We start from the raw sequence: 12,180 nt of genomic DNA, 5'->3' as shown, positions 1-12,180 counted from the left end.
ACTAGACGGCGGTACGCTCGCGGCCGGCCGGGAACCGGTCCAGCGCACCGGTCTGGGCCAGCGCCCGGGTGAGCGCCCAGCCGCCGGCACCCGCCACGATCGCCGAGCTGAGCACGGTGAACAGGAAGACCGGCAGCCGGAACGAGTCGAAGTCGTACTCGGAGTAGTAGCGGATCTGGTCGAAGACCGCGGCGGCGAGACCGGCCAGCAGGCCGGAGCCGACCGCCACCGGCAGCTTGAACGAGCGGTAGCGGACGGCGAGGAACGCCGCCTCGGCCCCGACCCCCTGGGCGACTCCCTGGAGGATCGCGACGGTGCCCCACTGGCTGCCCAGCAGCACCGAGACGAAGGCGGCGAGGAATTCGCAGTACAGCGCCGCACCGGGCTTGCGGATCACCAGGCCGCCGAGCACGCCGGGCACCAGCCAGATGCCGTAGATGACCGCCTGGGCCGGCGGGAAGAAGGTGAAGGCGCCCTCGGTGGCGCTCCACACCAGGTTCCAGGCCCAGAAGATGACTCCGAACGCGACGGCGATGACCGACGCGACGACGATGTCGACGGTGCGCCATCTGTTGGCGGTGCTGGACGAACCCATGGCTTGCCTCCCAGTCGCGTAGCGAACCAGGTAAGACGCACGCCGCAACCCGGGACGGCCCGGACTGCGGCGCGGCTGGAGACTCGACCGAACTCCCTGCGCTGGCATTACCCAGATCAGGTTCGAGGGTCTGCGGGTGTGTCACCCGCACTCTCAGCGCTGTGCGCTCCCCTGTCGGATGTGCTGTTGTTCCGCAGACCGTACACCGGATCGGGCTGCGCCGACAGCGGTGAGACCGGCGGATGTGGTGGTGCCCACCCTGTCGGCGGATAGGGTGGAAAGTCCAGATCAACTTCCCGAAGGGACCTGTGACCGTGACTCTCAGCCCCGAGGGCTATCTCGACGTGGTGACCGGGACGATCGGGCGGGTGGCGGCCGGTGCGCGGGACGGCGTACGCCGGGCGGCCGACCTGGTCACCGACGCGTTGCGGGCCGGGGGAGTGGTGCAGGCGTTCGGCACCGGCCACTCGGAGGCGTTGGCGATGGAGATCGCCGGGCGGGCCGGCGGGCTGGTGCCGACCAACCGGGTCGCGCTGCGCGATCTCGTACTGCGCGGTGGCGAGCCGGTCGACATCCTCGGGCCGACCCTGGAGCGGGACCCGACGGTGGCCCGCCGGCTCTACGAGCTGACCCCGGTCGACCCCCGGGACGTCTTCGTGATCGCCTCCAACTCCGGGGTGAACGGCACGATCGTCGAGTTCGCCTCGCTGGTCAAGGAGCGGGGGCACGGGCTGATCGCGATCACCTCCCGGGAGCACTCGGCCGGGGTCGCCTCCCGGCACCCGTCCGGGCGCAAGCTGGCCGACCTCGCCGACGTGGTACTGGACAACGGCGCCCCGTACGGCGACGCGACGCTTCCGCTGCCCGGTGGCGGGGCGGTCGGCGCGGTGTCGTCGATCACCGCCGCGCTGCTCGCCCAGCAGGTCGTGGTGGAGGTGGTCCGTCGGCTGGTCGAGGCGGGCGAGACGCCGCCGGTCTACCTGTCGGCCAACATCCCGAACAGCGACGAGCACAACAACACCCTGGAGGCCCGGTACGCCGGCCGGATCCGCCGGGGCGGCTGAGCCGGGCGACCGTTCTCTCCGCCGGTCCGCGCCGCCGGTTCTTCCGCTGGGCGGGTGACCCGTCTTCCCACCATCCACCACCAGCAGGTCGCCGCCGAGCCCGTCCGCGCCGAGGGTCTTCCGGGCGGCGTGTACCGGTTTCCTCCCGCGCCGCCCCCGCGTCCGTTGTCGAACCGCGCTCGTGTTTCACGTACGTCCGGTCCGGGCACACTGCTCCGAACTTCGACCGGAACGGGAGGTGGCCCAGGTGGCCGTCGAGACGGAAAAGCAGCGTTGGCAACGGAACTTCGCCGACCTGTTGCAGGAACTGCGGGTGGCGCAGACCGGGGTGCAGATCCTGTTCGCCTTCCTGCTCACCCTGCCGTTCAGTGCCGGCTTCCCGAAGGCCACCACCTTCCAGAAGGACACCTACGTCGTCGCGCTGCTGGCCGCCGCCGCGGCCACCGCTCTGATCATCTCGCCGGTCGCCTTCCATAGGGCGCTCTTCCGGCAGGGGCGCAAGCCGGAACTGGTCCGGTTCGCGCACAGCATGGCGACCGGTGGGCTGGCCTTCATGCTGATCGCGATGGTCAGCTCGGTACTGCTGATCACCGACTTCCTCCTGCCCCGACCGGTGGCGTTCGTCCTCAGTGGAGTCACCGCCGCCTGGTTCCTGACCTTCTGGGCCGCGCTGCCGTTCATGCGCCGGAACTGGGCCGAGCCCGACGAGGACGATGACGACGAGCCGGCCACCCGCCGACCGGACGCGATCGACTGAGCGTACGCAACAGATCTGTCAGACCCGCGACAATGATTACTCTGCGCAACGCATACGGCACAGTAGACATCTTCGTTTGATCGGCTTGTCTACTGTGGCTGATCGGAGGAAACACACCAGCTAGCCGCCGATTTTTTGATCATTGCCATCTTCGCCCTGGCGGGTCGCCCCCTACACAGAGGTCCTTGACGGAGAGTTATACCCGGAAGGGACAACTACGGACCGCGAGAGGCGAGGATGAGCGAGGTTCTGGGGGGACTGCCGACCGGGAGCTCGGTGGCAGTGCTGGTGGGCCTTATCGGGGGGTTGGGGCTGCTGGTTCGGGGCGTTCTGCGGCACCGCAGCCGGGTGCAGTCGGAACGGGAGTGGTCGGCGCGGACGCAGGCCCGGACCATGGGCCTGATCCGGCTGGTCGGCGGGCGCTCCGCCGACGTACGGATCGACGAGCGGGACCGCGACGGTCACCGGGTCGTCGAGTTGCGGGGTCTCCGTCGAACAGACGGGGGCGAGGCGGCATGAGCGAGCAGATCGATCGGCTCGGTGCGGATGTGGCTCGTGGCGGCGCCGAGCGAAGCGGAGTGCCGGCATGAGAAGTGGGGACAACGCGGTGGTGCGGGCCGAGTCGGCCGCCCGGTTGGGGGACCGGGGACAGGTCGACTCCGAGCAGAGCTTCGAGGCGTTCTGTCAGCGGAACTTCGTGCTGGTCGAACGCTTCCTGCTCGCCCAGTGTGCCGACCGGGGGCTGGTGGAGGACGCCGTACAGGAGGCGTTCATCACCGCCCGGGACAAGTGGGAGCAGATCCGGGACTACGAGAAGCCGTTGGCCTGGATGTACAAGACCGCGCGCTACAAGCTGCTGGTGCTGCACCGGCGCAGCCGGCAGGACACCGTGGTCGGCCTGGAAGAGGTACCGCCGGAGCGGCTCGCCGAGCCGGCCGACCCGGCCGAGGCCAGGGAACTGCTCCGGGGCTGGCTGCCACGGCTGCCACCCCGGCAGGCCGAGGTCTTCGTGCTGGCCCTGGACGGCTGGTCCGACCACGAGATCGCCGGCATCCTCGGCATCGCGTACAACACGGTGCGGACGTACCGGCAGGAGGCGCGGCGCCGGTTGAAGGAACTCGCCCAGCAGGCGGGCTTCGAGACGCCTTCCGGGAGGGATCGGGGATGAACCTTGACGACATCCTGTCGTTGGCCTCGGACCGGACGCTGAGCGAGTTGGAACGGGCCCGAGCCCGCCGGGCCACCCGCCGGGTGCAGGAGGAGTACCAGCGGGCGGTCTCGGAGGGCCGCGACCTGACCGGCGACGTCGAGGTACGCGATCCGCTGACCTCGGAGACCGACGAGGCGGCCCGGATCACCCGGGCGGCCCAGTTGGCGAAGCTCGGCACCGTGAGCTGGCTCCGGGCCAGCGGGCAACTGACCTGGTCGGACGAGATGGCACTGATCGTCGGCTGTCCGCCCAGCCTCCGCCCGTCGATCCCGGCGCTGTCCCGGCTGATCCACCCCGACGACCTCGGCAAGTTCCGTCAGGTGGTCGAGTCGGTCTGGCGGGACCGGACCGTCCGGGAGACCACCTGTCGGGTGGTCCGCCCGGACCGGATCACCCGGTACGTGCACTGCTATCTGGAATACGTCGTCGACGGAGAGAACCGGCCGCACGGCATCATCGCCACCGCCCGGGACATCACCGAACTCGAACTCGCCCGGCAGGAGCAGGAGCGGCTGGCCCGCCGCCGCGAGACGGTGCAGGCGGAACTGGCCGGCCGGGATCCGGTCACCGGGCTGTTCCACCGTGCCCGGTTCGCCGACGAGATCGACACCGCCCAGCGGGGTGGCCCGGGTGTGCTGCTGGTGGTGGCCGTCGAGCCGGTCGGCCCGGCGGTCGGCCCCGGGACCGGTCTCGACGACACCGAGCCCGGCGACGGCACCGACGAGCAGGACCGGCTGGCGCTGGCGGTCGCCCAGGTCGTACGCCGGGTCGCCCGCCGATCCGACGTCTGCGGGCTGACCGGCCCGAACGAGTTCGGTGTGCTGATGCAGCGGACCACGCTGAGTTCCGCCACCGCGCTCGCCGAGTCGATCATCGACGGTATCCGGTCCCAGTCCTTCGTGCTGGGCCGGACCCGGCTGGTGGACGCCTGGGGCGGACTGGTCCGCTACCAGGGGCGGGACGGCAGCCGTGGCGCCGACCTGATCGTGGACGCGGAGACGGCCTGGCGCCGGGCCCGGGCGACCGGGGTCTCCCGGGTCGCCCTGGACCAGCCGGCGGCCGAGGACGAGCGCCGGGAACTGTGCCGGAGCCGGATCCGGGCGACGGTGGCGGAGAACCGGTTCACCCTCTACACCCAGCCGATCCTGGACCTGCGGCTCAACCAGATCACCCGGCAGGAGATCCTGCTCCGGCTGGTGAACGACGGCGGGCAGGCGCATTCCGCGTCGACCCTGCTCGGTGACGCGGAGCGGGTGGACGAGATCCTGACGATCGACCGGTGGGTGATCGACCGCACCATCGAGCTGATCGCCCAGGGTTCGCGTACCTCGCACTACCAGGTGAACCTCTCCGGGCGCTCGCTCGGCGACCCGCACCTGCTGGAGCGGGTGCAGCAGCAGCTCCAGCGGTACGACGTCGACCCGGGCCAGCTCACCTTCGAGATCACCGAGACGGCACGGATCGGCAACCTGACCGAGGCGCACAACTTCGCGTACGGGATTCGTCAGCTCGGCTGCCAGCTCGCGCTCGACGACTTCGGGTCCGGGCACGTGCCGTTCGCCTTCCTCACCTACTTCCCGGTGGACCTGGTGAAGGTGGGCGGCGAGTTCATCACCGGTATCCGGCATTCGGTGGCCAACCGGGGCATCGTGCGCTCGATTGTCGAGATGTGCCGTGCGCTGGGCATCCGTACCGCAGCCGAGCATGTGGAGGACGAGGCCACGATGGATCTGCTCCGCGACTACGGGGTGGACTTCGCCCAGGGGTACCTGGTGGGCAAGCCCAAGCCGGTGACCGGCTCGCCACGGACGGTGCCGGCGCCGGCCGAGGTCGAACCCGATCCGGAGCGCGAGCTGCGGGCCGCCACCGGCTAGCACGGGGCCCGCCGGCCGCTCGGCACGCTCCGGGACAGCCCGGTGCCGAGCCGGCCGGCGGGCCATCCGGTGCCGAGCCGGCCGGCGGGCCATGCAACCTCCCGGGGGCCAGAACCGTCATTAAGGGGCGTGGAAGCCCGAGTACGGCCGCGACCGGCCGCCGACCAGCCGGTGACGGCACCGATTTCGAGTGTTCCGAGTCGCCGGAGGCGTCCGGCGGCGGCCCGGTTGCCGCTGCTGAGCCTGCTGGTGGCCGTCGGCCTCGTCGCCGGATGCGCGGCCGATCCGGCACCTCCGCCGACCAATGGACAGGGGGCCCGGCTGACGGCGAGCGACCCGGAACACCGGCCCGGCGCCACGGCGGCCCGACTCGACCTGGCGCTGCTCCAGGCGGACGGGTTGGGCGCCGGGTGGCAGCAGAGCCCGCACCCGCCGGAGCCGCCCCCGTGGCCGTGGCTCCAGGCGGACTGCCCGGCGTACCGGGAGGCGGACTATCCGGCCCAGCGGCACCGGACCGGCGCCGTGCAACGCCGGTACCTGCACGCGGCGTCCGAGCAGGTCGCGACGCAGGTCGTCGAGGCGTACGAGCCGGGGTGGGCGGCAAAGGCCCTCGACGACGTACGCCGGGTCGTCGACACCTGCCCCCGCTACGACGCCTACGGCAGCACCATCTCGTTCACGCTCCTCGACACCGAGCTGCCGCCGGAAGCGGGGCTGGCGGTGCAGGGCCGGATCGAGTCGCCGGGCGCGCCAGCCCGGTCGACCCTGCTGGTGGCGGTACGCCACGACGACCGGATCTCGACGCTGAACGTTCCCGGGCCGGTGGACCGGGGCACCGCGCACCAGGTGGCGAAGAAGCTGGGAGACCTCCTTGACTAGCCGGCGTGGGCCGAGCCGCCGGGAGGTACTCGCGGCCGGCGCCGCCACCCTGCTCGGAGTGGGCGTGGCCGGCACCGGGCTGGCGTACCGGTGGGCGCACTCCGGGGACGCCGACGCGCGGCCCGGGGCGGCGCCGACGCCGGCCCGGCCGACGCCCAGCCCGACGCCGGACTACGCGGCGCTGGCGGGTACCCGGATCGAGAAGTACCTGCGCGGCGTCGGCGGCCGGGTCACCCTGGCGGTGCGGGACCGGACCAGCGGCCTGGCGGTCACCGCCGGCACCCGGCGGTTCCAGACCGCCAGCATCGTCAAGGTCGACATCCTGGCGGCGTTGCTGCTGCGCCGCCAGGACCAGGGCCGCAAACTCAGCGCCAACGAGCGGCAACTGGCCCGCTCGATGATCGTGGTCAGCGACAACGCTGCGGCGAGCAGCCTCTACACGGCGATCGGCTACCGGGCGGGGCTGACCGCCGCGAACAAGACGCTCGGGCTGCGCCAGACGACGCCGAACGCGAGTTGGGGAGTCACCACGACGACGGCGGCCGACCAGCTACGGCTGCTGACCGCGATCACCGACCCGGCCGGTCCGCTGTCCGAGGCCAGTCGGGAGTTCCTGCTCGACCTGATGGGCGAGGTGGACAAGCAGCAGGACTGGGGGATCACCGCCGCCGCCGGCCGGACCAGCACCGCCAGCTACGTCAAGAACGGCTGGACGACGGTCGACGCCGACAACGGACTGTGGCTGGCGAACAGCATCGGCCGGATCGTCGATCCCGACCGGGACTGGCTGGTCGCCGTACTCTCCGATCACCATCCGACGCAGCAGAAGGGAATCGCGGCGGTGGAGAAGGCCGCCAAGTACGCCCTGACCGAACTGCGCGCGATCCCACCAGCCGCCGGTGTGGCGCACTGATCCCGCTGCCGACAATGTGGACGGTGCAGACGAGGGTGGTGGCTCGCCGGCCAGCCGGCCCCGCTCACCTGGATGCTGGAGGCTGGTCGGTCCAGGGCTCGCCGAGGGCGTGCTGCGCCTCGATGCCGAGCAGGCCGGAGTTGCCGACGCCCTTGAACGGACCGCGTAATCGGTTGGTCGTAGCGCATCTGTTGTCCAGGTGCGCGTTGTCCAGGTGAGCGCGCGCGAGCGGGCAGCCGGTGTCGGGGGTCAGTGGGTGTGGACGGTGTGGACGAAGGTGCGCCAGGCGTCGGTGGTGAAGGTGAGCACGGGGCCTTGGCGGTCCTTGCTGTCGCGGACGTGTACGGCGTCGGGGAGGTTGTCGGCCACTTCGACGCACGTGTTGCCGCCGTTGGAGGAGCGGGTGGAGGTACGCCACTGGGCGTTGCTCAGGTCCATGTCTTCGCCGCTTCCTTGAGCAGGTCGAGGGAGTGCGGGCGCGGCAACGCCTCGCTGCGGACGCATTCCCACGCCTCTTGCAGGCTATCAATCTCGTCGGGCAGCGTGACGATCTGACCACGGAGCAGATTGTCCAGATAGCCGAGCCAGCCGTTGCCTTCCAGGGCGGCCAGCACGAACGGCCCGGCCAGCCCGGCGTACATGCCGATGCCGGACGGCACGACCAGCACGTCGACGTTCGGCAACTCGGCCATCGCCATCAGGCGGTCGAACTGCTCCCGCATGATCGCGGGAGTTCCGATCAGCCGACCCAGCACGGTGGCGTCCAGCACCGCGAAGAGCTGCACCGGCATCTCCTGGGTGAGGATGGTCTGCCGTTCCATCCGGACGGCAACCCGGCGCTCGATCTCCTGCTCGGTAAGCCGGCTGCCTGCGGCGATCACCGTTCGGGCATAAGCCTCGGTCTGCAACAGCCCCGGCACCAGGTTGGGCTCGAACGTCCGCAGGATTCGAGCGTTCCGTTCGGCACCCCGCCACGAGCGGAACCACTGACCGTCTCGGGTGGCCACTCGAAGCAGTTCGACGAAGAGGCCGCCGGTGTCGAGTTCGCGGTCCGCCAGCGCCAGGTAGCGGGCGTCGAGCGGGCGGATGCCTGTCTCCACCGCGCTCACCAACGAACCGGAGAAATTTATTCGCTTGCCGAACTGATCCTGGTTCAGGCCGGCGGCGACCCGCATCCGACGGAGCTGCGCCCTGATGAACTCGATCAGCGGGGCATCGATCGGTCGCCCGCCCTGTTCGCCGTCGCGGGCCTGGCCATCCTGTTCGTCCACCATTCCCCCTCGCCGCCCCGGCACCCACGCCATCAGCACCGGAAGCCAATCTCGTCGATTTCTGGGCGCAGAGTAGTGGCTCCTGTCCGGACAGTGAAGATCCTCGGTGACATCTGTGGAGAGATTCCGGATGTCTGTGGAAATTGGCGGCAGGTCGCCGGGATGGCAGGTGTCGGAGCGTGGGCGCCCAAGCGGGGCAGCTCGACAGTCTCGCCATCGCACAGTCATTCCCACGGTTGGCCGGGGGCGCGGCCGGCAGGAGCGGTGGCACGGCCGGCGGTGACGGCGGAGATGGCGGCATCTGCATAAGTCGTGCTACCGACGGGTAACAAACCGGAGTAGCGTTGGCGGTGTATCGGCCGCAGACGTCAGGAGGTTGCCCGCTCCGACCGAGTGCGACGAGCGCGGGCAACACCTCACCGTCGTACTCGATCGAGGGGGTTGCCGTGACCACCACAGAGCAGAACAGGCCGGCGGCGGGCGGGTCGGACGGCGTCGGGCCGCTGCCCAAGGAGGCGGGACAGGTCTCCGAGCGGGAGGCTCGACAGGTCGCCGAGGCCGCGCGGGAGACCGAGTGGGGCAGGCCGAGTTTCGGCAAGGAACTCTTCCTCGGCCGGCTCCGGCTGGACCTGATCGACCCGTGGCCGCAGCCCGACCCCGAGCGCGCCGCCCAGGCCGGGGAGTTTCTCGACAAGCTCGACAGCTACGTGCGGTCCGAGGTGGACGGTGCGGCGATCGAGCGGGACGCCCGGATCCCCGACGAGGTGTTCCAGGGGCTCGCCCGGCTCGGCACCTTCGGCATGAAGATCGACAAGAAGTACGGCGGCCTCGGCCTCAGCAACCTGCACTACTGCCGAGCGCTGACCCTGGCCGGCTCGGTCAGCCCGGCGATCGGCGCCCTCCTCTCCGCGCACCAGTCGATCGGGGTGCCGCAGCCGCTCAAGATGTTCGGCACCGACGAGCAGAAGCAGCGCTTCCTGCCCCGGCTGGCGGCCGGCGAGGTGTCGGCGTTCCTGTTGACCGAGCCGGACGTCGGCTCCGACCCGGCCCGGCTGGCGACCACGGCCGAGCCGACCGAGGACGGCACCGGTTACCGGCTCAACGGGGTCAAGTTGTGGGCCACCAACGGCACCGTGGCGTCGCTGCTGGTGGTGATGGCCCGGGTGCCGAAGTCGGAGGGGCGGCGCGGCGGGATCACCGCCTTCGTCGTCGAGGCCGACTCGCCCGGGATCACCGTCGAACGCCGCAACGCCTTCCTCGGCCTGCGCGGCCTGGAGAACAGCCTGACCAGGTTCAACGACGTCGTCGTACCCGCCGAGAACGTCATCGGCGGCGAGGGACGCGGCCTGAAGATCGCGCTGACCACCCTGAACACCGGCCGGCTCTCGCTGCCGGCGATGTGTGTCGGAGCCGGCAAGTGGTCACTGAACGTGGCCCGGGAGTGGGCCGCCGAACGCGTGCAGTGGGGCCGGCCGGTCGGCGGGCACGAGGCCGTGGCGAGCAAACTCTCCTTCATCGCCGCCACCACCTACGGCATGGAGACCATGCTCGACCTCTGCTGCCTGCTCGCCGACGACGACACCTTCGACATCCGGATCGAGGCGGCGCTGGTCAAGCTCTACGCCAGCGAGATGGCCTGGAAGATCGCCGACGAGCTGGTGCAGATCCGGGGCGGGCGCGGCTACGAGACCGCCGACTCGCTGACCGCCCGGGGCGAGCGCCCGGCCGCCGTCGAGCAGATCCTCCGCGACCTGCGGATCAACCGGATCTTCGAGGGCTCGACCGAGATCATGCACCTGCTGATCGCCCGGGAGGCGGTCGACGCGCACCTCTCGGTGGCCGGCGACATCATCGACCCCGACGCCGAACTCGGCCGGAAGGTCCGGGCCGGGGCCAGGGCGGGTGCGTTCTACGCCAGGTGGCTGCCGACCCTCGCGGTCGGTCGTGGCCAGAACCCCACCGGCTACGCCGAGTACGGCACCCTCGCCGGGCACCTGCGGCACGTCGAGCGGTCGTCCCGGAAACTGGCCCGGTCGACGTTCCTGGCGATGTCGAGGTGGCAGGGGAAACTGGAGCACAAGCAGGGCTTCCTCGGCCGGATCGTGGACATCGGCGCCGAACTGTTCGCGATGTCGGCGGTGTGCGTACGGGCGAACGCCGAACGGGAGAGCCGGCCGGAGGGCGTGGAGTTGGCCGACCTGTTCTGCCGGCAGGCGAAGGTGCGGATCGCCGCACTGTTCCGGGCGCTCTGGGAGAACACCGACTCGGTCGACACGGCGGCGGCGAAGCGGATCCTCGCCGGCCGGTACGCCTTCCTGGAGGAGGGTGTGGTCACCCCGGCCGCCGCCCTGCCCTGGGTGGCCACCTGGCAACCGGGCCCGTCGACCGCGCAGGACGTACGCCGCCGGATTCCTCAGGCGGAGGAGCAGGAGTGATCAGTACAGCCAGGACTCCTGCGGGGCAGTGAGCGGGGCGAGGGTCTCCCACAGTTCGTCGGGGATGTCCCAGGTGGCGAGGCGGGCGGTTTCGGTGATCCGCTCCGGCCGGGACACCCCGACGATGGTGGAGGTGATCCGGGGGTCGCGGACGGAGAACTGGAGTGCCGCCGCCGCGAGCGGTACGCCGTGCGCCGCGCACGCGTCCTCCATCGCCCGGACCCGGCGCAGCACCTCGTCGTCGGCCTGCCGGTAGGCGTACTTGGTGAACTGGGCGGGGCCCTTGGCCAGGATGCCGCTGCCGAAGGGTGCCGCGTTCACCACGCCGACGCCGAGCGAGACCGCCTCGTCGATCAGGTCACCTGCCGAGCGGTCCACCAGGGTCCACCGGTTGTGCGTGATCAGTGCCGCGAAGTGCCCCGTACGCAGATACCGCGCCATCAGCTCCACCGGACCGCCGGCCACCCCGAGGTGCCCGATCACGCCCTCGCGTTGCAGTTCGAGCAGCGCCTCGACCGGGCCGCCCGGGGCCATCCCGGCCTCGAAGCTGATGTGTTCCGGATCGTGCAGGTAGACCAGTGGTAGCCGGTCCAGGCCGAGCCGTTCGAGGCTGCCCTCGGCCGAGCGGCGCACCTGCTCGCCGGAGAAGTCGCCGGTGGTGAAATCGCGGTCGACCTTGGTGCCGAGGACGAAGCCGCCCGGCACCCCGCCGATCCGGCGCAGTGCGGCACCGATCCGCCGCTCGCTCTCCCCGTCGCTGTAGCCGGCGGCCGTGTCGAGGAAGTTGAACGGGCCGGTCAGTGCGGCGAGCGCGGTCTCGGTGCCGCGTTCGGCGCTGACGTCGTACCCGAAGAGGGCCGGCATGCTGCCCAGCGGGCCGCCGCCGACGCAGACCGGGGTGACGTGCAGGCCGGTGCTGCCCAGCGGGCGGCGCGGGAAGGCATCCGTCGATTGCTGTTTTCCGTACACGGAAATCCTTGACTGGCGGCGTCGGCGGGGTGCCGGCGTGGTGTGGCGGCAGGCGGTACCGGCAGACGATCATGTCGCCCGCCCGCACATTGTGACCGCCGCGACCGACGTTGGCCAGCGGCGTTGCCGTCGAAAGTGGATGGTCGTCAGCGCGCTCGGTGATCGGAATTGTCAACCGTTTGTCGAGATCGACAATTCCTGCGCAATTGAGAA

At 70.8% G+C, this 12,180-nt stretch carries 12 protein-coding genes and 1 riboswitch; of the genes, 8 read left to right on the top strand and 4 right to left on the bottom strand.

Annotated features, from left to right (window positions below; translation table 11 throughout):
• Nucleotide 1: 1 nt before the first annotated feature.
• Complete coding sequence (locus Pen02_RS38200; protein ID WP_203871078.1) at nt 2-595, bottom strand: ECF transporter S component; 594 nt, start codon at nt 593-595, stop codon at nt 2-4.
• A 75-nt stretch (nt 596-670) separates the two neighbouring features.
• A riboswitch (TPP riboswitch) is annotated at nt 671-778 on the bottom strand.
• Between the two features lie 131 nt (nt 779-909).
• Between Pen02_RS38200 and Pen02_RS38195 the strand changes: the two genes are divergently transcribed.
• From Pen02_RS38195 to Pen02_RS38165, 7 genes are all read left to right on the top strand, one after another.
• Nucleotides 910-1,659: a sugar isomerase domain-containing protein gene (locus Pen02_RS38195; protein WP_203871077.1), complete on the top strand. Its 750-nt coding sequence runs from the start codon at nt 910-912 to the stop codon at nt 1,657-1,659.
• A 247-nt stretch (nt 1,660-1,906) separates the two neighbouring features.
• Nucleotides 1,907-2,416 (top strand): DUF6328 family protein, encoded by a 510-nt coding sequence (locus Pen02_RS38190; RefSeq protein ID WP_203871076.1) that lies wholly within the window; start codon nt 1,907-1,909, stop codon nt 2,414-2,416.
• 237 nt (nt 2,417-2,653) lie between these two features.
• The gene (locus tag Pen02_RS38185) at nt 2,654-2,935 is read left to right on the top strand and encodes a hypothetical protein (protein WP_203871075.1); all 282 of its coding nucleotides are present in this window, start codon (nt 2,654-2,656) and stop codon (nt 2,933-2,935) included.
• A 67-nt stretch (nt 2,936-3,002) separates the two neighbouring features.
• Nucleotides 3,003-3,584, top strand: a complete 582-nt coding sequence (locus tag Pen02_RS38180) for an RNA polymerase sigma factor (protein ID WP_203871074.1) — start codon at nt 3,003-3,005, stop codon at nt 3,582-3,584.
• The gene (locus Pen02_RS38175; RefSeq protein ID WP_203871073.1) at nt 3,581-5,500 is read left to right on the top strand and encodes an EAL domain-containing protein; all 1,920 of its coding nucleotides are present in this window, start codon (nt 3,581-3,583) and stop codon (nt 5,498-5,500) included. Before Pen02_RS38180 ends, Pen02_RS38175 begins: the two co-directional genes overlap by 4 nt.
• A gap of 228 nt (nt 5,501-5,728) precedes the next feature.
• Nucleotides 5,729-6,379 (top strand): hypothetical protein, encoded by a 651-nt coding sequence (locus Pen02_RS38170; RefSeq protein WP_203871072.1) that lies wholly within the window; start codon nt 5,729-5,731, stop codon nt 6,377-6,379.
• Nucleotides 6,372-7,292, top strand: coding sequence for a serine hydrolase (locus Pen02_RS38165; RefSeq protein ID WP_203871071.1), 921 nt, complete (start codon nt 6,372-6,374; stop codon nt 7,290-7,292). Before Pen02_RS38170 ends, Pen02_RS38165 begins: the two co-directional genes overlap by 8 nt.
• A 249-nt stretch (nt 7,293-7,541) precedes the next feature.
• Here Pen02_RS38165 and Pen02_RS38160 read toward each other — a convergent pair whose 3' ends face one another.
• Both Pen02_RS38160 and Pen02_RS38155 read right to left on the bottom strand, forming a co-directional pair.
• Nucleotides 7,542-7,730 carry a DUF397 domain-containing protein gene (locus Pen02_RS38160; RefSeq protein WP_203871070.1) on the bottom strand — a complete coding sequence of 63 codons (189 nt, stop codon included), beginning with the start codon at nt 7,728-7,730 and terminating at the stop codon, nt 7,542-7,544.
• Entirely contained in the window at nt 7,721-8,563 is an 843-nt protein-coding gene (locus tag Pen02_RS38155; RefSeq protein WP_239141950.1) for a helix-turn-helix domain-containing protein, read from the bottom strand. Before Pen02_RS38155 ends, Pen02_RS38160 begins: the two co-directional genes overlap by 10 nt.
• A gap of 446 nt (nt 8,564-9,009) precedes the next feature.
• Here Pen02_RS38155 and Pen02_RS38150 point away from each other — a divergent pair, with 446 nt between their 5' ends.
• Nucleotides 9,010-10,998, top strand: a complete 1,989-nt coding sequence (locus tag Pen02_RS38150) for an acyl-CoA dehydrogenase family protein (protein ID WP_203871069.1) — start codon at nt 9,010-9,012, stop codon at nt 10,996-10,998.
• Here the strand turns inward: Pen02_RS38150 and Pen02_RS38145 are convergent, their stop codons facing one another.
• Nucleotides 10,999-11,967, bottom strand: coding sequence for an aldo/keto reductase (locus tag Pen02_RS38145; RefSeq protein ID WP_239141949.1), 969 nt, complete (start codon nt 11,965-11,967; stop codon nt 10,999-11,001).
• Nucleotides 11,968-12,180 lie beyond the last annotated feature (213 nt).

Origin of the sequence: Plantactinospora endophytica (genome assembly GCF_016862915.1) — a bacterium.
GTDB classification, from domain to species: Bacteria; Actinomycetota; Actinomycetes; order Mycobacteriales; family Micromonosporaceae; genus Plantactinospora; species Plantactinospora endophytica.
Note: the sequence above shows the minus strand (reverse complement) of the source record. Positions and strands in the feature narration are given on the sequence as shown.

Excerpts from the sequence above, each read along its gene's own strand:
- Pen02_RS38200 (WP_203871078.1), bottom strand. The coding sequence starts at position 595 with ATGGGTTCGTCCAGCACCGCCAACAGATGGCGCACCGTCGACATCGTC.
- Pen02_RS38185 (WP_203871075.1), top strand. The coding sequence starts at position 2,654 with ATGAGCGAGGTTCTGGGGGGACTGCCGACCGGGAGCTCGGTGGCAGTG.
- Pen02_RS38180 (WP_203871074.1), top strand. The coding sequence starts at position 3,003 with ATGAGAAGTGGGGACAACGCGGTGGTGCGGGCCGAGTCGGCCGCCCGG.
- Pen02_RS38175 (WP_203871073.1), top strand. The coding sequence starts at position 3,581 with ATGAACCTTGACGACATCCTGTCGTTGGCCTCGGACCGGACGCTGAGC.
- Pen02_RS38160 (WP_203871070.1), bottom strand. The coding sequence starts at position 7,730 with ATGGACCTGAGCAACGCCCAGTGGCGTACCTCCACCCGCTCCTCCAAC.